This window comes from Bartonella sp. CR84HXZ, from assembly GCF_042194535.1.
Classification (GTDB): Bacteria; Pseudomonadota; Alphaproteobacteria; order Rhizobiales; family Rhizobiaceae; genus Bartonella; species Bartonella grahamii.
On record NZ_JBHIMY010000007.1, the window covers coordinates 1 to 22,639 of the forward strand.

Annotated in this window: 13 protein-coding genes and 1 pseudogene; 9 read left to right on the plus strand and 5 right to left on the minus strand. The window is 39.1% G+C overall.

The window, feature by feature from the left end:
- From trwL (ACFIKD_RS04575) to ACFIKD_RS04590, 4 genes are all read right to left on the minus strand, one after another.
- The coding region (trwL, locus tag ACFIKD_RS04575) for a VirB2 family type IV secretion system major pilin TrwL (protein ID WP_375647333.1) at positions 1-296 on the minus strand (296 nt) is incomplete at its 3' end.
- Between the two features lie 81 nt (positions 297-377).
- Positions 378-701: a VirB2 family type IV secretion system major pilin TrwL gene (gene trwL / locus ACFIKD_RS04580; RefSeq protein WP_375644426.1), complete on the minus strand. Its 324-nt coding sequence runs from the start codon at positions 699-701 to the stop codon at positions 378-380.
- Positions 664-963 (minus strand): KorA family transcriptional regulator, encoded by a 300-nt coding sequence (gene korA, locus ACFIKD_RS04585; protein WP_375647334.1) that lies wholly within the window; start codon positions 961-963, stop codon positions 664-666. Before korA ends, trwL (ACFIKD_RS04580) begins: the two co-directional genes overlap by 38 nt.
- Positions 964-1,087: 124 nt before the next feature.
- A complete protein-coding gene (locus tag ACFIKD_RS04590; RefSeq protein ID WP_375647336.1) occupies positions 1,088-1,720 on the minus strand; it encodes a TrwN protein in 633 nt (210 codons plus the stop codon).
- Positions 1,721-2,462: 742 nt separating this feature from the next.
- Here ACFIKD_RS04590 and ACFIKD_RS04595 point away from each other — a divergent pair.
- Complete coding sequence (locus ACFIKD_RS04595) at positions 2,463-2,750, plus strand: H-NS family nucleoid-associated regulatory protein (protein ID WP_375635480.1); 288 nt, start codon at positions 2,463-2,465, stop codon at positions 2,748-2,750.
- Positions 2,751-4,287: 1,537 nt separating this feature from the next.
- Here ACFIKD_RS04595 and ACFIKD_RS04600 read toward each other — a convergent pair.
- Positions 4,288-5,565, minus strand: a complete 1,278-nt coding sequence (locus tag ACFIKD_RS04600) for a ubiquinone biosynthesis hydroxylase (RefSeq protein WP_375647337.1) — start codon at positions 5,563-5,565, stop codon at positions 4,288-4,290.
- A 733-nt stretch (positions 5,566-6,298) separates the two neighbouring features.
- Between ACFIKD_RS04600 and ACFIKD_RS04605 the strand changes: the two genes are divergently transcribed.
- The 8 genes and pseudogenes from ACFIKD_RS04605 to ACFIKD_RS04640 all read left to right on the plus strand — a co-directional run bounded on the left by ACFIKD_RS04605 (position 6,299) and on the right by ACFIKD_RS04640 (position 22,004).
- Positions 6,299-8,740, plus strand: coding sequence for a DNA translocase FtsK 4TM domain-containing protein (locus ACFIKD_RS04605; protein WP_375635482.1), 2,442 nt, complete (start codon positions 6,299-6,301; stop codon positions 8,738-8,740).
- Positions 8,741-9,455: 715 nt separating this feature from the next.
- Positions 9,456-9,720, plus strand: a pseudogene (locus ACFIKD_RS04610) (DNA translocase FtsK); the annotation flags it as partial.
- Between the two features lie 122 nt (positions 9,721-9,842).
- Positions 9,843-10,451, plus strand: a complete 609-nt coding sequence (locus ACFIKD_RS04615; protein ID WP_375635483.1) for an outer membrane lipoprotein carrier protein LolA — start codon at positions 9,843-9,845, stop codon at positions 10,449-10,451.
- A gap of 30 nt (positions 10,452-10,481) precedes the next feature.
- On the plus strand, positions 10,482-11,291 hold the full coding sequence (locus tag ACFIKD_RS04620) for an exodeoxyribonuclease III (protein ID WP_375635484.1): 810 nt from the start codon (positions 10,482-10,484) through the stop codon (positions 11,289-11,291).
- Positions 11,292-11,358: 67 nt separating this feature from the next.
- Positions 11,359-12,840: an efflux transporter outer membrane subunit gene (locus ACFIKD_RS04625; RefSeq protein WP_375644432.1), complete on the plus strand. Its 1,482-nt coding sequence runs from the start codon at positions 11,359-11,361 to the stop codon at positions 12,838-12,840.
- Positions 12,837-14,063: an efflux RND transporter periplasmic adaptor subunit gene (locus tag ACFIKD_RS04630; protein ID WP_375647339.1), complete on the plus strand. Its 1,227-nt coding sequence runs from the start codon at positions 12,837-12,839 to the stop codon at positions 14,061-14,063. The genes ACFIKD_RS04625 and ACFIKD_RS04630 overlap by 4 nt, the downstream gene beginning before the upstream one ends.
- Before the next feature lie 3 nt (positions 14,064-14,066).
- Positions 14,067-16,076: a MacB family efflux pump subunit gene (locus tag ACFIKD_RS04635; RefSeq protein WP_375635487.1), complete on the plus strand. Its 2,010-nt coding sequence runs from the start codon at positions 14,067-14,069 to the stop codon at positions 16,074-16,076.
- Between the two features lie 969 nt (positions 16,077-17,045).
- The gene (locus tag ACFIKD_RS04640; RefSeq protein WP_375647340.1) at positions 17,046-22,004 is read left to right on the plus strand and encodes a DEAD/DEAH box helicase; all 4,959 of its coding nucleotides are present in this window, start codon (positions 17,046-17,048) and stop codon (positions 22,002-22,004) included.
- Positions 22,005-22,639 lie beyond the last annotated feature (635 nt).

Genomic DNA, 22,639 nt, shown 5'->3' on the forward strand with positions numbered 1-22,639 from the left:
ACAAGTTGGGTTGCAGAACCTGCGATGACAACCCCGATTGCCCACCGTACAAATGTGTCTTTTCCGATGTAGCGTCCTGCATAACCAATTGCTAAACATAAAAGTATAACGGCAGCAGCGATAGGTATAATCACTTTTAAGTCTGTCTGTAACTCTGTTAGAGCAGTCGATGCATTTTTTAAAACGGCTGCTTGTTGTGCATAAGCAGAACTATTCATAAAGAACGCAGCCATAGCTGCAGAAATTGTGATGATTTTGTTGTTACTTTTCGATTGAACACTAATTAACTTTTGCATATTTCACTCTTATTAAAATCTAGATAATATTTTTATATAAATAAACATATTGTGTTTTATAATTTGTAATTAACGCCATTATTACGTTGTTTTAAATAGCAGTGTAACAAGTTGGGTTGCAGAACCTGCGATGACAACCCCGATTGCCCACCGTACAAATGTGTCTTTTCCGATGTAGCGTCCCGCATAACCAATTGCTAAGCACAAGAGGATAACGGCAGCAGCAACAGGGATAATCACTTTTAAATCTGTCTGTAAATCCGTTAGAGCTTTCGATGCATTTGTTAAAGTGTTTGCTTGGGCTTGTGCATGAGCTGAACTACCCATAAAAAACACAGTTAAAGCTGCAGACAATGCAGCAATTTTATTACGAGCTGTTGTGTGAAGAATATTTAATTGTTTCATGTTCTTTATCCTGATTAAGATTAAAACTCCCACAAATGACCCCTCGTTCATGAAGAAACTTAAAGAGATATTTTGGATCAGCCCAAGTTCTTAGTTTTCCTCTTTGTGTAAGTAACGTATATTTATTTGGCTTTCCGGTGATTGGATCATCGGAAATAAACGTAAAATACCATTCTCTTTCTGAAAGCATCACGACTGTAATCTCACGTGCTGCTTTTTGATTAAATGCTATATCAACGCTGTTTTGTTCTATCATTTTCATTATCTTTGCCCTCAATTAGAAGAGATTTTGTCCAATCTTACTAATTAGAGCTTTAACATTTTCTTATCTACCTTTCATTATAATATCCTATCAAAATTCTAGGGTTTCGTGAAAATATCAGTTGTCACTCTAGCGAGCCTCTCGATGAAGAAGAATTTTCAGCCGAAAAAGCATCGCTGGTGCCACTTTCTTTATGTGTAAATGCATCTTCCTCTCCTCTTGAAGAGGGAGGAAGAGAATCTACGTTAGTTGTCTGTTCTGGTTCTTCTTTTTTAAGCTTTACAGGCTCCTGCAAATCTTCATTTCCTCGTACAGCAGCTTTTACTCCAATATATGAAGTAACTTTCTGTATAGAGGTGTGGTTTGAGTTTTCTGTGTTGTAAAAATTTAGCACAGATTGCAAAGTCGCTTTTTCAAAGATGCACTTTGATGTTGTTCGTTCATAGCAGTAAGTTAAAGCGCTTTGTACAGCTGTAAGATTTCTGCAAAAACCAAATGCATCAAAAAGAGAAAACAATTTCACATTTCCAACACCAATTTGCCCTAAAATTATGTTAAAATTATGTTTGCTCTGTCTAAACTGTTCAGTTGTTGCGATTGTTTCCTTAAGCTGAGATGATTGATAGAAGAAGTTATCTTTATCATCTGTTACATAGACATTGTCTCGCGCTTCTTGTTCGGCGATAACTGAAAATGTTATGGGAGGCGTATTGGATATATATGCAGCAGCAAAAAATGTGAAATCTGGAACAATCATTAGCAATACACCTTATTATGAAAAATTTTATTAATACAAATGCTAATTCTTTGTGGTGCGTTTTTTCGTTGTCTTTTGATTTTATAAATTTGCAGAACGAAATTGTTTAGCGTAGAATATTCCCTGTGATTACTGTTTTGTTCTCTTCTAAGAATATTTCTAATATATGCGAATATCCAACCAACAAGATAAAAGTGTGGAATAAAATAGAGCACATTACGCCAACCAATATTATTGGAATCACGAAAAAATGCGCTGCTTTTAAAAAATAATAATCTTTGATACTGTATTGAAGCTGCTTGTTTTATATAATTTTCTAGTTGCAAAAATCTTTTCAAAAAAAATTTATACGAAGTAAAAATCCGTTGTGTATGAGGGGAGGTTTTATTGTCATAATGAACCACACTATCATTATACAGAGAGGGCTTGTTCTTTGTTGCGTATTGCCATAACTTATAGAGTGACGATTTATATTTACTTTTGACTACTGATTCATGAGAGTCAGAGAGGTGTGATGGTGTTTGAGCACTACATTTAGTAGTTCCAGCGATTGAACTGAAAAAAGATGCAGTGGTGGTAATTGATGTACCAATAAACAGTTCTTTGTGGTCCAAAGCACATCTCCGTCAAAGTGATATATGTATCGTAATTTTAATTTCGATAATAAATAGACAAAAATTGTCTATAATTGTGTTTAAAATATGGCAAGAAAAAATTCTTTTTTGCAAGGGGAGTAATTAAGGTGAATGATCTCAAAAATATGAATTTTGATGAACTACAAGAGATGCGTACACAAATCGATATGGAATTAAAAAAACGGCAAGCAAAGGAAAAGCAAAATGCGCGACGAAAAATTCTTGAAATTGCTAATGCCCATGGAATTGATATCGCTGATCTTGTGAGCAAAGAGCGCCATTATAGAAATCCCAATAACCAATGGGAATTATGGAATGGGCGTGGACGTAGGCCTAAGTGGATTAAAGAGTGGTTGGAGAATGGGTATACACTTGATGAACTTGAAGTAACATAACACGTGTGCGATATTTACAAGATAAGGGAATACCAAGGAATGTAAATGTAAGAAGTATGCTCTTTTGGGTAATTTGATTGTATAGATATACTGAACGAATATATTAAAGTATTGAGTGATCAAATAAAATGATAGGGGGCATGAATAAATGTATTTAAATGAAAAAGGTCTTGTTGTTATAATCTGGCAAGCATAATGATGATGCCAGATTATAATATTGTAATTGCTTTTGGCATTTGAGAGAGGGGGATATTTTACTTCTTTTTATAGTTTTATTGACTCTTTACAAAAGTGGTCGAAATGAGAATAATTTATTGCATGGGGATTTTCACTTAATATGTAAAATGATAATTTTATCAATTAATAAGTTAATAAATTAGCATACTTATATTTTTGAAATATTGTTCTGTAGAACAAGCCTGATGTTATAGATTTTGTTTGGTCTTTTTTCTGTAAGAATATATATGAGGCATTTACTTTATTTATCGTTCGTTTTGTTGAGATGAGTGAGTGTGTAGGAAATGAAAAATTTTTATGGCTGTTATGGGGTTTATAGAATTTATGACATATTTCTGAGCGTTTGTGATTAAAATTCATTTATGAGCATTTATGAATAATGAATAAAGAGCTTATTTGAAAATAAAAGGATTGAGTCATTTCTATTGCGGTTTATCTTCTTTTATGGTGTGAAATAGGGGGGGGGTGATATGCAAGTTTACAATTGTGTGTGATGGTATAGAGTACGGAACACTTTGTTATATATTAGAATATTTTTTCTAAAATCGTGTGGTATTCCACAATAAGTTAAAGGGTTAGTCTGAGGAACAGAATACCTCAAACAGAATACAGTTGTGTTACCAATTTACGTGCTTTTTTTAAAAGAAAAATTTTTCAATGCAACTAAGCTTATTTTATGGTGCTTCTCGTGAATAGTATAACGTAAAAGTCCCTATGATTACATAAAATCCATTTTGTACACCACCATTTTTATTTCAATAAAAAATATAAGCCGGCGCCATTATACACTTTACTCACCTCCAATGTTACTAAAGCCCTTAGTACTTGAGAGGGTAAGGATTTTTATTGCTGTTTTATTTATACGACACTCCTGCTTGTGATGTGCAAGTGAATGATTTTGATTGCTTCAACATGAGAGAGATTTGAATTAAGGGTATTTTATGATCGTTAGATTTATCACTCAATATGAGAACAATGAATTTATTATTATAAATAAAATGTTGTGTGCTAAAAGGTCTTGTTTATTTCGTTATGACGTGAAATGGCTTCTTTTAAGGTGTGGTGATATAAGGCAACCTCTTTGAGACATTAAATGTTTTTTTTCAGTGCGTGGTGAATATTCTTAGAATGTATCTCGCTTGTCGAGTCTTATATTAAGTGAAATATGGCAGGAGGAAGTCAAGAGAAAATTACTCGACAGGAATCTGGTTTGTAAACAGATTGGATGAGATAGGAATTTTTTGTTCTTTGAAGGAGGGAGGCAAAGGTTGTAAAAAAGTGAAATAGGATGAATTTTTGCTTAAAGTGGGAAGCCGTGTAGAAGGCGTGGGGCATTTGGAGTGAGTCCGGCAGCTTCTTGGATGAAGTATTTTTTTATTTTTGGCGCTTGATTAACAATACCAAGGCCGGTATCGCGGAGCATCCGTAAAAGAAGGCTATCATTAGAAAAGAGTTTATTAAGCCAATCATTGCTTAAAGCCATACGGACAACTTCAAAACGTCTCCAGCTTTGATAGCGCTCTAAAGCAGTGAGGGAGCCAATGTCAAGACCTAGTCGTGCTGTTTCAATAATCACTTCAGCGAGGGCAGCGCTATCACGTAATCCTAAATTGAGTCCTTGTCCTGCAATGGGGTGGATGGTATGGGCGGCGTCGCCAACGAGAGCAAAACGTGGTTTAACGCATTGACGTGTTAAAGAAAGACTCAAAGGAAAAGCTTGACGTTCGCCATTCCAAGAGAGTTTGCCTAATCGATGGCCAATGCGTCTTTCGAGTTCTGTTTCAAAAATAAGGGCATTAGCTTTGAGATAATATTGCGCAGTTTTATGATCTTCATTCCACACAATGGCAGATCGGTTGCCTTTGAGAGGGAGTAGAGCAAAAGGACCGGCAGGTAAAAAATGTTGAATTGCTTGACCATTATGGGGTTTTTCATGTTCAACTGTGCAGATGATTGCTGTTTGTTTATAGGGATGAGAAAAGTTTTTAAGACCTGCTTTTTGGCGTAATTTCGAATGGGCTCCGTCGGCTGCAATAAGCAATTTTGTTTGCCAAACCTCTTCATTATTTAAAGTGACGGTTTTATATTGGTCTTCTTGATGAAAATCAATGACACGCGTGTTTGCAATAACAGGGATATTGAGATCTTTGACACGTTTTTTTAAAGTGTTGATGAGTTCTCTCTGCTCTACCATAGCAGCAAAGGGCTCACCAGGGTTAATATCGCCTTCAAAGGTTAAAAGAGTGGGTTTGACAGGATCACTTGTGCTTGTATCTGTGATGATCATTGAATGAATGGGTTGCGCATAGGGTTTTATAGGTTCCCAACATTGTAATTGTTTTAACATACGAATAGAAGCAGCAGCAAGGGCAATGGTTCGTATATTAGAAGCAGGAGTATCTCCTTGTGGAGCAGCATCAACGATTTTTATTTTCAGATTAGGGGCTGTTTGCTTGAGTGCTATCGCTAAGGTTAAACCGACAGCCGCCCCCCCTGCAATGAGCAGATCACATTGTTTCGTTTTATGAGATTTTATTCTTTTATTGGGTTGTACGTCTTTATTGCGATTAGAACACACAATACTTCTTCCATTGTTTACAGTTTGCTTTTTTTAAAAAAGAATATCTTTTTAAATTGCCTAAAATATTTTAACTTTTACTTTTCTTTCTGCTTTACAAAAACGAGGTTCTTTTTTGGCGTCAATCTGATGACAGATTGGTTTTTGAGAGTTCTTCTGCTTCATCATTTATGTGATTCATTTTACAGATTTATCGGATAAGCTTTTTTGAATGTCCTCTTCAATTCTTTTTACACTTGGTTGATAAAAAAGAAAACTAAAAATAAACAAAGATGGTCGTGTATTTTTTAAGTTGTATGAGTGTACTTTAGTATGCCTGTCCTGAAGGGGTATATTTAGTTAGTATGATAGATAAAAAATTGTGTTCATTCGTGATGGTTAAAACAGTATTAATATTTTGCCGTTATCATGATGTAGTGTAAAAAACATCATCTGTTTAGGAAGGTGCCTATAGGACCCATGTAAAACTTTACACATGAGGTGTTTTTTGGTTGATCGTGTGATAAATATCCTAGGAGAGCTTTTTGTGCGCCTTATGAAGGATTGTCTCTTAGGGTGGTGATATATGAATGATATGAAGTGGTTAGCAGGTAGAACGCGCTAGATAAGAAGTCGGATTGTTTACAGGCTATTTTGTTTACAGATCGGCACAGAGTTTAAGCTTCACCCTTTTGTAAGAGAGAGGGAGTTATAACTCTTTAAAATATGAAAGTTTTGTATTTGGAATTGATAGATGCACCGAAGTTCTTCTCCTTATGATTCATTAGAAGTGCGAAATTCTCAAGGTTCGCGTCTTATTGAGATGTTTTTACGTCAGATAGGGGTATTTATTGGGCTTGGGCTTTTGGGCTTTATTATTTTTTGTGTGTTTGCTTTGGCGACGTGGAATGTTGCGGACCCATCTTTAACCCATGCAAGTACAAATGAGGTTACAAACCTTATGGGGTGGATGGGGGCAATTTTTTCAGATTTTATTATGCAGTTTTTTGGCTTGGCAAGTCTTGCTGTTTTGTTGCCGCCATTATTTTGGTCTTTTCTCTTATTGGCGCAAAAGAATATCTACAATTTGACTTTGCGCTTTTTTTTATGGGTGCTATCAACGATTTGTTTTTTAATTGCTTTTGCCCTTATGTCACCTGTTGCTTCTTTTACTTATTGGCCATTGCCAATGGGATTGGGAGGGGTTTTAGGAGATAAAGCTTTAAGTGTTGCTTCTTCAATCTTTCCTCTTTTTCTTTCTCCTCTTTACACGGTGTTTTTCAGTGTTGTTTTTATTCTTTTAGGTTTTTTCACTGCTGCTTTTGCTGGCAATGTGATATGGCGGCGTCGAACAAAGAAAAGAAAAGAAAAAAGCATTCCAAAAGATGCAATCGTTAATCCAGTCTTTGAATTGGAAGAAGACACGGAATATGCTGCAGAGGATGATCGTGAAAATCATGGTTTTTTTGCGACAACTTTTGGCGCTCTTTTACATCTTTTTTATTTTTTACAAGCGCGTTTCTTTCGTTTGTTCTGTTTCAAAAGGCGTTTTCAGAGTAAGGGGCAAGGAAAGTCATTTGATCGGATTGAGCCAACTTTTTTGGGTGAAAAAGTAAAGTGTGAGGAAAATCAAAATAAAGCCTATGTTTCTCCTGTTAAAAATCGAAAGTCTTTAACAGCTTCTTCAAATGGTGGTTTTGTTCTTCCTCTTGTAGATTATCTTTCGGTTCCACCACCGTCTGTTAGGGATGCAAAACTTTCTCCTGCTGTTTTAAGAGCAAATTCTCAGGAACTTGAAGGGGTTTTGTTAGATTTTGGAGTCAAGGGGCAAATTATTGATGCTTGTCCTGGACCGGTGGTAACTTTGTATGAATTTGAACCGGCTGCCGGCATTAAGTCTTCCCGTATTATTGGTTTGGCAGATGATATTGCACGCTCGATGCGTGCGATTTCGGCGCGTGTTGCGGTGGTTCCAGGACGTAATGTGATTGGAATAGAATTGCCCAATGCAAAGCGTGAGATGGTTTATTTACGAGAAATGTTGCAGGCGCAAGAATTTATTGAAAGCAAAGCAAAATTAGGGCTTGCTTTGGGTAAGACAATTGGGGGGGAAGCTGTTATTGCAGATTTAGCAAAAATGCCCCATCTTTTGGTTGCTGGTACAACAGGATCGGGAAAGTCTGTTGCTATCAATACAATGATTTTATCATTGCTTTATCGGATGACACCTGAACAATGTCGTCTCATTATGGTGGACCCGAAAATGCTTGAGCTTTCGGTTTATGATGGCATTCCTCATTTATTAACGCCCGTGGTGACAGATCCTAAAAAAGCCGTGATTGCTTTAAAGTGGGCTGTTCGTGAAATGGAAGAGCGCTATAGTAAAATGTCAAAACTGGGCGTTCGTAATATTGATGGGTTTAATGCACGTCTTAGGGAAGCAGCAAGTCAGGGAGAGACAATGGCGCGGACAATTCAAGTGGGCTTTGATCATGAAACTGGTGAGCCTCTTTATGAAACGGAAACGCTTGATTTTAGTCCTATGCCCTATATTGTTGTTATTATTGATGAAATGGCTGATTTGATGATGGTTGCTGGTAAAGACATTGAAGGCGCGGTTCAACGCTTGGCACAAATGGCACGTGCTGCCGGTATCCATGTAATTATGGCGACACAGCGTCCTTCCGTCGATGTTATTACTGGAACGATCAAAGCCAATTTTCCTACACGTATTTCTTTTTCGGTGAGTTCAAAAATCGATAGCCGAACAATTTTAGGTGAACAGGGGGCTGAGCAATTATTGGGACAAGGAGATATGCTTTTTATGATGGGAGGAGGACGTGTTCAACGTGTGCATGGTCCTTTTGTTGCGGATGATGAAGTGGAGCAGGTTGTTGCGCATCTCAAAGCGCAAGCACGACCTGATTATTTGGAAACAATTACGCAAGAAGTTGAAGAGGATGGTGCTGATGTTTCTTTGGCTTCTCCTTCAGAAGATGATCCCTATAGTCAAGCTGTTGCTATTGTGCTTCGTGATCGTAAGGCTTCGACCTCTTATATTCAACGCCGTTTAGGCATTGGTTATAACCGTGCTGCGACATTGATTGAGAGGATGGAAGAAGAAGGTATCATTAGTCCAGCAAATCACGCAGGGAAACGAGAAATTTTAGTGCCTGCCGAAGAAGAACGCTTTTGAAAAATCTTTATAGTTGTTTTTATAATATCTTATAAAACAAGTGTTTATCCCACTTTATCGTAGAAATTCTGCATTTTCATACACCAGCTCTCGATTTGCGATAACTCCTTGGCACTTGAGACTCTTTATAAGGGGATTCTTTATCTTATATAATTTTTATCCACACACCAACCTTGCTTGTAACGTGCAAGAAAATGATTTCAATTGATTCGATATGAGAAAGTATGTGATGAGAGAACCTTCCTGTATTTGGCGTTATGATTTAAGTTAAAAAGATAAATTATTATAAATCAATATCTTGGTATAAAATAATGTTATTGCGAATGTAGGGGTATAAAAGCATGTAAGGCTTGATATTTAAGTGTTTTTTTAGTGCGCTCTAAATATTGAGGGCAAGGCTTATCTGTCGAGCCTTATATAAATGAATCATATGGGGTGGGAAGCCAAGTGAAATCTGCTAAACTCCAAACTGTTTACAGACTGGTTCGGGTGAAAATTTTTATTCTTTTGGATTGGAAGGAAGTCAAAAAAGCATTTTTGCCACTTAAAAGAGTTTTCAGGTGCGTGAGTAATATGTTTAGTACTTAATCCGTTATGTATTGACTATAATTTATGTTGCTTCACAGATTAGGGGTGGGAAAGAATATATTATGCGTTTAGAAAATCAGCAGAAAAACGGGAAATTTGGATGCTTTCGGAAACTTAAACGCAGACTAATTATTTGGAAACGATACCGCAAGAAATAAAGAAGGATGTTTCTTTAGCTTTTTCTTTAGAAGATGATTCCTATAGTCAAGCTGTGGCAGTTGTACTTCGTGAACAGTAAGGCTTCGACTTCTTATATTCAACGCCGTTTAGGTATTGGTTATAATTGTGCCGCAACATTGATTGAAAGGATGGAAGGAGAAGGCATTATTAGTCCAGCAAATGATATGGGTAAGCGGAAAGTTTTGGGGACGGTCGAAGAAGAATACTTTTAAAAATCTTTTGATAGTTTTTTCAAACAATATCGTTATCTTATAAAGAAGGGTATTTATTCATCGTTGATTACTTAAGTTATAAATTATAAAGTCAATTAGGTATTGCTTGGGAGCATTTTTTTATGAAAACGTCTTTTTTGTCGCAAAGAAGAGTCTTTGGGTTGGTGGGAATTATTATCTTTTGGTGTTTAACTTTTCCTGTTTTTTCGCAAGCGTCTAATAAAGTGATAAAGGCGCAAAATGTTGTAAATCACTTTGCGGCAATCAAAACAATGACAGGTGATTTTATTCAGTTTAGTCCAAAGGGGAAAATGTCTCAGGGGACATTTTACCTAGAGCGTCCAGGGAAAATTCGTTTCATTTACAAAAAAATGCCCTTACAGATTATTGCAGATGGTCAATTTGTAGGTATTAACAATCGGGCTTTGAATACTTGGAACTTTTCACAACTTTCGCAAACGCCAATGAAGTTTCTGTTGGGTGATAAAATTGATGTATCTTCTGGGCGCTTGTTGGCATTTCGCGAAGATCCAGGGGCTGTGACGATTGTTCTGCGTGATAAAACGATTGGGGCAGGGCAAATAAGGATGGTTTTTGATTCTAAAGGCTCTGCTTTGCGCCAGTGGACAATTGTTGACCAACAAAATTTGGAAACTACTGTGCAGATTATGAATGTGCGGACGGACGTCCGCTTCGCTAATGGAATGTTTACACTTCCTTCAAAGAAATAGTGCTGTGTTATTTCATTGGGATTGAAATGGATGTTCTTTCGTATTGCAACTTGGAATATTAATTCTATTCGTTTGCGTCTTGCACAGGTTTTTCAGTATTTGGAACTCTTTTCCGCAGATGTTTTGTGTCTACAGGAAACAAAATGTCCAGATGCTTTATTTCCAGTGGAGGCTTTTGAAGCGGCGGGTTATAAGCATATCGCATTGAGTGGACAAAAATCTTATAACGGGGTGGCTATTGTTTCTCGGTTGCCTTTTAAAAAGGTAGAAAAGCGTTTCTTTTGCCAAAACCAAGATTGTCGCTATATCTCAGTTATTGTGGAAGCCCATGGGAGAAGCTTGCGGATTCATAATTTTTATGTTCCTGCTGGGGGAGATATTCCTGATGCTGATGTGAATGAAAAATTTCGGCATAAGCTTGATTTTTTAGAAGAAATGTCCTCCGTATGTGCGGATCAAGGAGATGGTCTTTCTTCTCTTTTGGTGGGCGATTTAAATATTGCTCCTTTGGCAGAGGATGTTTGGTCTCATCAGAAATTGTTGAAGGTTGTAAGCCATACTCCCATTGAAACCGAGCGTTTAAAAGCTTTATGCTGTCAAGGTGGATGGGTTGATCTGATGCGGTTACATATCCCTGTTCCTACCAAGCTTTACACATGGTGGAGTTATCGTGCACGCGATTGGGCATTTACCGATTATGGGCGGCGGCTTGACCATATTTGGTCTTCTCCTGATTTAGCACCTTTTGTTGTAGATCTTTCGATTTTTCGTGATGCGCGCGGATGGGAACGTCCTTCAGATCATATTCCTGTGCAAACTGTATTTGATTTTTCACGTTAAGTTTGAAATAAGAAGTAAATAAAGTATTAATATTAAATAATGATTCTGAAAGAATGCGGGAGACTAGATGTATATCAGAAATCTCAAAAGGGGCGCTTCTCGTGGATTACTTTCTAGTATCTTTTTGTGTTTGCTTTTGTCAGGATGTATGGTTGGTCCTAATTACCAGAAAACATCTTTTCGTGTTCCAGCAGGTTGGGGAGAAAAATCTGCACAGGCGTCTGGGCAGTCAGTTGCGCTTGCCGGATGGTGGCGGCGTTTGAATGACCCCGTTCTAGATGCGTTAATGGATTATGCGATTTCTGGAAATAATAATGTTGCTGTTGCCAAAGCTCGGGTACGTGAGGCGCGTGCGGGTTTAGGACAGGTTGTAGGAACTCTTTTGCCAAATGTGTCCAATTCAATTTCAGGAACCCGTAGTCATTCTGGACAGTCTGATGCATTGTTAAACCAATATCATAGTGGTTTTGATGCAAGCTGGGAGCTTGATTTTTTTGGTGGGTATAAACGAGCGGTTGAAGCAGCGCGTTATGGTCTTGATGCGGCTGTGGAAGATATGCGCGCTACCATGGTGACACTGTTAGGAGATGTGGCAACAAATTATGTGCAAATGCGTGGTTGGCAACAGAAGTTGTTGATTGTGCGGCAAATTGCTGTATCACAACGTAAAACCTATGAATTGATGCGCGCTAGATTAACAGCTGGTGATGTTTCTGAGCTTGATGTTTCAAATGCGCAAGCACAAATGGCAAATACAGAAGCAGATATATCACAGATGGAAGCGAATTTAGCAATGAGCGTTCATCGCCTTTCTGTCTTAACTGGTCGTGTGCCTACGGCATTGAAGGATCTTTTACAAAAAAATGCTAAACATGCAAAGATTCCACAACCACGCTGGCCGATACCAGCAGGAATTCCAGCCGATATTTTGTTAACACGTCCGGATTTGCGACGGGCAGAGCGTCAATACGCGCAAGCAACAGCGCGGATTGGTCAGCGTGAAGCAGATCGCTATCCATCACTTACTTTAACAGGTAATATTTCGACAGCCGCAACGGCGATTGATCAGTTATGGAAAAATTCAACGATTGGCTGGTCTTTTGGACCTGGTCTTCGTTTACCTCTTTTTAATGGAGGTCAGGTTGAGGCTTCTATTGCTGTTGCGCGTGCACAGCGTGATCAAGCTTTTATTACTTATCGGGCTGCTGTGTTGGGAGCTTTAGAAGATGTAGAAAATGCGCTGGTAAGATTAACTAAAGAACATCAACGCTTAGAAAAGCTAATCGTTGCGAATAAAGCTTCTCTTCATTCCTTAAAACTTTCACGGAGCCTTTTTGAGAATGGAAATACCAGTTTTCTTGAATTGTTAAACGCTGATCGCTCTTATTATTCTGCACAAATGGCACTTAAAGATAGCCGTGTTTCTTTGGTTACGCAATATATCACGTTGATGAAAGCATTGGGGGGGGGCTGGGATGGCGTTGTTGATGTATCACGTCCGGAAGTCGTTGATGGTGCACCTCGTTCGCGTGCAAAGGTAGGGAAATGAAAAAAAGTCTACTCAAAAATTTCATTACAAAACACAAAAAACTTTCCTTCTTTTTAACTGCCATATTCCTTCTTCTCTTGTTTTTATGGTTGCGTTCTGTTGTTTTTGGAACATCTAGCCCAACTTATATAACAGCGGTGGTGAAGCGTGGGGATATTGAGGAAAGTGTTTTAGCTTCTGGTCTTGTACGTCCTTATCGGTTGGTGGCTGTTGGTGCGCGTGCAACAGGGCGTGTGGTATCAATGCGCGTTTCTCCTGGGAGTGTTGTGAAAGAAGGCGATCTCTTGGCAGAAATTGATCCTACAGATCAAGAAAATGATTTAAAAAGAAAAAAAGCAGCATTATCTCACTATTATGCGAGTTTGGTAGAACAAGAAGCCCATCTTTCTCTTGCGCAGAAAAATTTAGCACGTCAGAAAAAAATGATCGAGTCACGTGCGGTTTCACGGGCTAATCTCGATGATGCTGCGACACAAGTAAAAATACGTGAGGCGCAAATTGCTCAACTTCAACAGCAGATTGTGCAAGCACAAATTGATGTGGATAGTGCAGAGGTCAATTTAGGTTATACACGCATAACTGCCCCTTCAGCGGGAACGGTTTTGGCAACAGTTGTGGAAGAAGGGCAGAATGTGAATGCAGTTCAGTCGGCGCCAACAATTGTTATTTTGGGCGATTTGTCAAAGATGACGATCAAGGCGCAAATCTCAGAAGCTGATGTTCTTAAAGTTCAGGCTGGACAACCACTTTATTTTACAGTTTTAGGGAATGCGCAGCGTCGTTATGAGGGCGTTTTAGAAAAGATAGAGCCGGCTCCTGAAGCAATTCGTGCTGATGTGAGTATTAACCCTGGTATGGTAGGGGGGTCTAGTGCTTTAATCTCATCAGCTATTTATTATAACGGAATTTTACATGTTGATAATGCGGACAATTTTTTGCGAACCTATATGACTGCTCAAGTTCATATTATCTTAGGGCGTGCTCAAAATGTCTTGTTGGTTCCAAGCGATGCTTTACGCGATGAGACAAAAGAGCATAAGGCATGGGTTTCTGTTTTGGAGGGGGGGAACAAGGTGGTTACTAAACAGGTGAGCGTTGGGTTGAATAATAAGGTGATGGCAGAGATTGTTTCAGGACTTAATGAGGGCGATGTTGTTATCACCGGCTCGCCTGATGGGGTGATGCCAGAACCTTCTGACGTGCATAGTGAAGACGAGATTTAAACCATGAACACAAACCAAGCAGATGCTGTCCTTGTGTTGGAAAATATTGTACGTAAATTTCCAGCGGGCGAAACATTTGTTACTGTTTTGAAGGATATCAATCTTACCATTAAGCGCGGTGAAATGGTAGCGATTGTGGGAGCTTCTGGTTCAGGAAAATCTACATTGATGAATATTTTAGGTTGTCTTGATCGGGCAACTTCTGGTCGTTATTGGATTGCAGGGAAAGAAACAGCCTCTCTTTCAGCTGATGAATTATCGGCTTTGCGGCGTAATCATTTTGGTTTTATTTTCCAGCGTTATCATTTGTTGAATGAGTTGACAGCTCTTGGGAATGTTGAAATTCCGGCTATTTATGCAGGATGTGCTGTGGAAGCAAGGAAAAAGCGTGCACAAGATCTTTTAACGCGCTTGGGCATGGGTGATCGGGTGAATCATCGTCCAAATCAACTCTCAGGTGGTCAGCAACAACGGGTGTCTATTGCTCGAGCGTTGATGAATAATGCGGAGGTCATTCTTGCCGATGAGCCAACTGGTGCACTAGATAAACAGAGTGGACAGGAAGTGTTGCGTATTTTGGATGAGCTTCATCAAGAAGGTCGTACTATTATCATTGTAACCCACGATATGCAGGTGGCCAAAAGAGCAGAGCGTATTATCGAAATCAGTGATGGAGAAATTATTGCTGACAGTATGACAAAGGTTGCAAAGAAAAGAGCAGCGGGGGCAAAAATAAAAACGGATAGTCAATCTTTTTATGAAAAACAGAAACTAAAAGTTAAACAACAGCTTGGCTCTTTTCGGTCTTTTGTTGAGCGGTTTCGTGAGGCATTTATTATGGCTTTGTTGGCAATGAATGCACATCGAATGCGAACTTTTTTAACAATGCTTGGGGTGATTATCGGTATTGGGGCGATTATTGCTATGGTGGCTTTGGGAAATGGTACACGAGAGAAAATTTTGGAAAATTTTAAAAGCTTGGGTGCTAATACATTAACAATTTTACCTGGCAAAAGTTTTTCTGATCCACAAGCAGAGAAAATAACAACTCTTGTTGAAGCTGATGCAGAAGCCTTGTCTGGGTTACCTTATGTTTCTGGTGTAACGCCTCAGATTTCAACAAGTTCGAAAGTGCGTTTTGGTGCAGTTGAAGTCAATGCCGTCATTGTGGGGGTGGGAGAACAATTCTTTCAGACACAGGGGCTTAAAGTTTTCAAAGGACAGTTTTTTGATCAAAAAAGTGTGCATGATCGGGCGGTTGATCTCGTGATTGAGAAAGAAGCATTGTCTGTTCTTTTTCCCCATAGCCATGAGAGCCCCCTTGGCAAAGTGGTGCTTGTGGGTAATGTTCCAGCGCGCATTATTGGTGTTGTTGATTCGCAAAATAACGCAAATGGAAATACATCAAATACATTACAGCTTTATTTGCCCTATACAACAGTGCAAACGCGTTTTCTTGGCACAACAGAAGTTCGTGCGATTACCGTTAGGATTGCTGATGATGTCGATTCACATTTAGCGGAAAACATGGTGAAACGTTTTCTCATTATGCGGCATGGTGGAGAAGATTTTTTCATTAGAAATTCAGAATTCTTTCGTGAACGTATCATGGAAAGTACACATATCTTAACACTTTTAATTTCTTCAATTGCAGCTATTTCCCTGATTGTGGGTGGTATTGGGGTGATGAATATTATGCTGGTCACCGTTTCTGAGCGGATCAATGAAATTGGTGTGCGTATGGCAGTTGGTGCACGCCAAAGTGATATTTTGCAGCAGTTTCTCATTGAAGCGGTGTTGGTTTGTGTCATTGGTGGTGGTTTGGGGATCTTGCTTGGGCTTTCTATCGGTGGTTTATTTCTTCTGTTTAAGGCGCCTATCCACTTGGTTTATACGATTGATTCGATCATCTTATCCCTTACTTTTTCAACCCTCATTGGAATCTGTTTTGGTTTTTCTCCAGCGCGGCAAGCTTCACGGCTTGACCCTGTTGTCGCTCTTTCACGCGATTAGGCTTTATCAATTGTGGGGCATGTTTGTTGTGATGTTTTCCACTTGGATGAAGCGTTTATAAAGCGAAACATGGATGGGAAAAATTTAGCATTATTCGCTGTTCTATTTTAGAAAACGCTTTGTTCGTTAAGTGGAGCGTGCTTTATATAACGTTAAAGGATGAAGTTTTACGACACAACGTATCATGAATAAATTTCCCTTGTATTTTTATAGCTATACAAAATACAAGGCGCGATAACTTTAGGATTTTAACCTAAAAATAGGCGTGGAAGTGGAGTGTATATCTGTTGATAAACAGGATAAAAAAGAAGCAAGTTTAAACGAAAAGCAGCTTATATCTAAAAAAAACGAACGGGTATACGAGGCGAGTTGGTCTTCTATAGTTTTTCTTTTCCTTTTGTTTATTCGTGGCCCTGTTTTTTGCTCACAAATTGTATGGCAAAGAGAGGGGCGTTGGTATTGGTAACGTTTGGTTTTAAGATTCTTTATGGCTTTATGCGACGGAGATATAGGTTTTTACGAAGCTCCAGTTTTGTAGGGAGAACGAGATGAATACACTTATGGGCTCATGTTGCTGGGAATGTTAATTGCTGTATTCATTATTATGTGTATTGGTATAGCTGGTTGTTAGTTTTACGTTATGCTTTTATTGCGTTTAGCACCTCCTGAATATGAGCTTAAACTATTTTCAATAGATAAATATCAAAAAAAGCTCACCAAAATAATAAAGCAAATCTCTACATTCTTGTAAGTGATTACATGATATTTATCAGAGATGAGGAGGAAGCAGATTCCACTCTTTTGCTGATAAGTAAAACTTTATCAATTTATTTTGCTTAGTACGTATACCATTATAAATATTGGTTCATTCAGTAAATCGAGTTATCTAAAGTCTTTTGGGGGAAATAATAGGCATTGACCAATTTGGCTAGACTCGATAATTGAAAGTATTTTTCATTGGGGGGAAGCATGACGCTGCAATCGCTTTTACAGACATATCGTGACGAAGCGCGTACCGAACGGGACAAAGGTACATATTTTGAGCGTTTTGCTCTTGCTTATCTGACACATGATCCTCTTCAGTTTGGGTGTTATGAAAAGGTTCAAACCTTTAAAGATTGGGCTCGTGAAAATGATTGGGATGGTCATGATACTGGCATCGATCTTGTGGCAAAGATTCGTAATGAAGAGGGTTTTGCAGCAATCCAATGTAAATTTTATGATGCATCATATCGGATTAGAAAAGCAGATATTGATAGTTTTATTTCGGCATCAGGGAAAGCTCCATTTAAGCGGCGTGTTATTATAGATAGCACTGAAAGTGCTTGGAGTGATAACGCTGAAACAATGATACGGGGGCAGGATATTCCTGTTATACGGATTAATCTTTCCGATATACAACAAAGTCCGATCCGTTGGGAAACTTTTGCAGCCCAGGGCAAAATTGTGTTGGAGGATAAAAAGAAAATCCGTCCACATCAGCAGGATGCGTTGCGTGATGTGCGTGCTGGGCTTGCTCAAGCAGATCGGGGTAAGCTTATTATGGCTTGTGGTACTGGTAAGACATTTACCAGTCTTAAAATTGCTGAGGATTTAGCGGGTGAAGGCAAGTTTGTTCTGTTTCTTGTTCCTTCCTTGGCACTGATGTCACAGACGGTCCGTGAATGGACAACGGATGCAGAAATCGGATTGAGATCCTTTGCTGTCTGTTCAGATACACAAGTGGGAAAGCGTCGTAAAAATAGTGATGATGTTGCTGAAATTGATGTGTTTGATCTTGCTTTTCCGGCGACAACCGATGCTGCTAAACTTGCAGAACAGGCGGGTAAGAGTGTTGCAGATAGGATGACCGTTGTGTTTGCAACCTATCAATCCATTCAAGTGGTTGCGGATGCTCAGAAAAAGTATGGTTTGCCAACATTTGATCTTATTATTTGTGATGAAGCGCACCGTACAACAGGGGCAACGCTGGTTGGAGAGGATGAATCCAATTTTGTTAAGGTGCATTCTAATGATGTTATTCGTGCCAAGAAGCGCCTTTATATGACAGCGACACCACGTATTTTTGGTGATAACGCAAAAAGTCGCGCGAATGAAGCCAATGTTGTTCTTGCTTCGATGGATGATGAAAAGCTTTTTGGTAAAACACTTTTTTATCGGGGGTTTTCTTGGGCAGTACAAAATGATCTTTTAACGGATTATAAGGTTATTGTCTTAGCAATGGATGAAAAATTGGTCAGTTCCGCTGTTCAGAAGCGTCTTAGTGATGACCAGTCTTCACTTGTTCTTGATGATGCAACGAAGATTATTGGTTGTTATAAGGCGCTGACAAAACAAGATCTGAAGGCTGATGTTGGTGCGGATCCACACCCCATGCGTCGTGCTTTGGCGTTTTGCAAGACTATTGAAAGTTCTAAACTGGTGTGTGATGAATTTTCTGCGGTTGTTAGAGAATATCTTGATTATACGAAAGAGGATACGGAAAATGAGCACTTTCTGAAGTGTGAAATTGAGCATGTTGATGGCACTTTCAATGCGAAGGATCGTGGTGCATTACTTGATTGGCTGAAAGCTGATAGTGGTGAGGATGTTTGTCGTATTTTGACCAATGCACGGTGTTTGTCTGAGGGGGTGGATGTTCCGGCTCTGGATGCGATCATGTTTTTAAATCCACGTAAGAGCCAGATTGATGTTGTGCAATCCGTTGGGCGGGTGATGCGTCGGTCTGAGGGCAAAAAGATGGGGTATGTCATTTTGCCAATTGGTATTCCCTCTGGGATTCCGGTGGAACAGGCTTTGAACAACAATGATAAATATCGGGTTGTTTGGCAAATTTTAAATGCTTTGCGTGCGCATGATGATCGTTTTGATGCGACGATTAATAAGGCATCGCTGAGCCAAGATATCAGCAATGTGATTGAGATTATTGGTGTCACACAGAGCACTGAGTTACAGGCTGTTACAGCTGTTGTAGACAATCTTCCACTACGCGTACAACCGGCACGAGCGGGAATTGGAACACCGGAATATGATTTAACTCGTACAGATCAGGTAAACAAGGAGTTTTCTTTCCCGGTGGATGAAATTTCTCGTGCGATTTTGGCAAAGATCGTCAAGAAATGTGGGACACGTGATTATTGGGAAGATTGGGCGAGCAACATTGCTGAAATTGCTAAGAATCATATCACGCGCTTAACAGGTATTCTGGCAGAGCCAAATACTGAGGCGCGCCAAGCCTTTGACAAGTTTGTGGCAGAACTGCGTGATGATTTAAATGATGCTGTTACAGAAGCTGATGCGATTGAGATGTTGGCACAGCATATTATCACGCGTCCTGTCTTTCAGGTGTTGTTTGAAGGGTATCAGTTCACACGTGAGAATCCTGTCTCGCGTGCTATGCAACGTATGCTTGATGTGCTTGATGAGGCAAACCTTGATAAGGAATCCAAAGATCTCGAGAAATTTTACGCAAGTGTAAAATTACGCGCCAGTGGAATTACGGATCCAAAAGCAAAACAGAGGTTGATTGTAGAGCTTTACGATAAGTTTTTTCGTTATGCTTTTCCACGTACTGTAGAAAAACTTGGCATTGTTTATACCCCCGTTGAGGTTGTGGATTTTATTTTGCACTCTGTCAATGATGTCTTAGAGCAAGAATTTGGGCAAACGCTTGGCTCATCGGGTGTGCACATCATGGATCCCTTTACTGGAACGGGAACTTTTATCACGCGGCTTTTACAATCGGGTCTGATAAAGCCAGAGGAGATGAAACACAAATTTTGTCATGAAATTCATGCCAATGAAATTGTGCTTTTAGCCTATTATATTGCAGCCATTAATATTGAGACGACCTATCATGGTCTGATGGGGGGCGATTATGTTCCCTTTGAGGGAATTTGTTTAACCGATACCTTTCAGCTTTATGAGCAAGAAAAAGACCTGATCAGTGATTTGCTGGTGGATAACAGCACACGCCGATCACGCCAGAAGGAACTGGATATTCGTGTTATTGTTGGCAACCCTCCTTATTCTTCGGGGCAAAAAAGTGAAAACGACAATGCGAAAAATATTGGCTATCCTAAATTGGATCGTCGCATTCGTGAAACTTATGCTGCTCAATCCAAAGCGAGTAATGTTAATGGACTTTATGACAGTTATATTCGTGCTATTCGCTGGGCAAGTGATCGCATAAAAGACTGTGGTGTTATTGGTTTTGTGACAAATTCAGGTTTTATCAATGGATATTCTACGAGTGGATTACGAAAAGAATTGAATGAAGAATTTTCAAGCATTTATGTTCTCAATTTGCGTGGTGATATTCGCAAAAATATGATGAGCAAAGGACGTGCTCAAGAAGGGCAAAATGTTTTCGGAAGTGGAAGTATGGCAGGAATTGCTGTGACACTATTTATTAAAAATCCAAATGTCATGGAGCATTGCAAAATTCACTATTACGATATTGGTGATAATCTCACGACAAAAGAGAAATTATCTCAACTTCAGCGGTTGAATAGTGTTGGTGGGATCAAGCGTGCACAAGGCTGGCAGATGATTACACCAGATGAGCATGGCGATTGGTTGAATCAGCGCAACAGTGATTTTGAAAAATTTCTGGCCTTAGGTGATAAGAAGGGCAGTGATAAAAAACTCTTTGAAACGTTTTCTCGTGGGATTATAACTACTCGCGATGCTTGGGCATATAATTCAAGCCGTGGAGCTTTAGCGAAGAATATGCGTAACACGATAACTTTTTATAACAATGAAGTGAAACGTTTTAATAATGTTTATGCGCATTCTGACCGCAAAGTGCGTGCAAATGCTGTGAATGATTTCGTAAATTTAGATGCAAGGAAAATCAGCTGGAGTAGTAGCCTTAAAGAAGAATTGGTAAGAGGAAAGTTTTCTGACTTTGAAAGTAATTGCTTAGTGCAAAGTCTTTATCGTCCTTTTACACGACAGTGGCTTTATTATAGTCGCACCTTTAATGAGAGAGTTTATCAAATGCCGCGTATATTCCCTATGGAAACAGCGGTTGAAAACAGGGTAATACAAGTTACGGGAGTTGGAGCAAGTAGTGGTTTTTCTGTTCTGATGACTAATTATTTATCCAATCTTCATACAATGGATACTGGTCAGTGTTTTCCAAGATATATTTATGAAGATGCTGAGTCCTTAGGAGATAAAGAGAAGGATCAGGTTCATTTGTTTGCAAATTTTGCAGAGGAAAGCAAAGAAACTGGTTTGCAGCGGCGTGATGCTCTCACGGATGAAGGGTTGGTATATTTTAAGGCAGCATATCCTGGTGAAATGATAACAAAGGATGATTTGTTTTATTATGCTTATGGGATTTTGCATTCTGAGGATTATCGTGCACGTTATGCGCATAACTTGTCTAAACAATTGCCACGTATCCCAACAGTTAAAAAAGTAGAGGATTTTTGGGCTTTTGTAAAAGCGGGGCGAAAACTTGGTGATTTGCATATGAATTATGAAGAGGTTGAGCCCTATCCTGTTACTTATAAACAGGGTGATCCAAGAACTTGGATGATTTCTGATGAGAAGAGTTTCTACTGTGTTGAAGCAATGAAATTTGCTGGTAAGCGTGGCGCTATTGACAAGAGCACAGTGGTTTATAATGCGAATATCACGATGCAGAATATTCCTCTTGAAGCTTATGATTATGTGGTCAATGGCAGGTCTGCTCTTGAATGGGTTATGGAGCGCCAGATTGTCAAAACGGATAAAGCGAGCGGTCTTGTGAATGATGCTAATCGCTATGCTGTTGAAACGGTGGGTAATCCGGCCTATCCTCTGGAATTGTTTCAGCGGGTTATTACTGTAAGCTTGGAAACAATGAAAATTGTGCGCAGTCTTCCAAAATTGGAAGTGAGAGAAACTGAAAAGGTTAAGTTATCCATTGTGACGTAAAACAGCGCTGTGTCGTAACAAACTGGCACTATCATACACTTTGCCAGCTCGTGGGTATTGCGACAGTTTTTGGCACTTGAGACAAGTCCATAAGAGGCATGCCTTTCTTGTACAGTTTTACGCCACGCAAGCTCTCTTCCCTTGTGATGTGCAAGTCCTTTGTGATGTGCAAGAAAATGGTTTTGATTGATTCAACAGAGAATAGGTTTAAAATGAGAGAATCTGATGATATTGAGAGATCTCATTCAAGTTGTAGCGTATAAACTTTCCTTATAAATCAATATGTTGTATGTGATAAAACATCTTAGGTAGTAGACGGATAAAATGATGACGCATGCGCTTTAGCGACCGTGATGAATAGCTTTAAGCAGAGCTTGTTCGTTGAGTCTTATGTGAGTAAACCATATAAATGGGGAAGCTGAGAGGAACTTTCCCAGAGAAGTAGGATTGTTTACAAACCGTTGCTGATGGGAATCATCGTCCTTTGAGCGGGGGTGATTGGAAGTGAGCAGGGAGAACGCATTAGACAAGAAGCTGGATTGTTATTGTTTACAGATCGCTAGAGTTTAAAAATTTTCGTTCTTTTTTGGGGAGGCAGCCAAACAAAAAGTGTTTTTAGTGGGAAATGATTTCAA

What these genes read in the sequence shown, in the direction of transcription:
- trwL (WP_375644426.1), bottom strand. Translation starts at nt 701, where the DNA reads ATGAAACAATTAAATATTCTTCACACAACAGCTCGTAATAAAATTGCT.
- korA (WP_375647334.1), bottom strand. Translation starts at nt 963, where the DNA reads ATGAAAATGATAGAACAAAACAGCGTTGATATAGCATTTAATCAAAAA.
- ACFIKD_RS04590 (WP_375647336.1), bottom strand. Translation starts at nt 1,720, where the DNA reads ATGATTGTTCCAGATTTCACATTTTTTGCTGCTGCATATATATCCAAT.
- ACFIKD_RS04605 (WP_375635482.1), top strand. Translation starts at nt 6,299, where the DNA reads ATGCACCGAAGTTCTTCTCCTTATGATTCATTAGAAGTGCGAAATTCT.
- ACFIKD_RS04615 (WP_375635483.1), top strand. Translation starts at nt 9,843, where the DNA reads ATGAAAACGTCTTTTTTGTCGCAAAGAAGAGTCTTTGGGTTGGTGGGA.
- ACFIKD_RS04620 (WP_375635484.1), top strand. Translation starts at nt 10,482, where the DNA reads ATGTTCTTTCGTATTGCAACTTGGAATATTAATTCTATTCGTTTGCGT.
- ACFIKD_RS04625 (WP_375644432.1), top strand. Translation starts at nt 11,359, where the DNA reads ATGTATATCAGAAATCTCAAAAGGGGCGCTTCTCGTGGATTACTTTCT.
- ACFIKD_RS04630 (WP_375647339.1), top strand. Translation starts at nt 12,837, where the DNA reads ATGAAAAAAAGTCTACTCAAAAATTTCATTACAAAACACAAAAAACTT.
- ACFIKD_RS04635 (WP_375635487.1), top strand. Translation starts at nt 14,067, where the DNA reads ATGAACACAAACCAAGCAGATGCTGTCCTTGTGTTGGAAAATATTGTA.
- ACFIKD_RS04640 (WP_375647340.1), top strand. Translation starts at nt 17,046, where the DNA reads ATGACGCTGCAATCGCTTTTACAGACATATCGTGACGAAGCGCGTACC.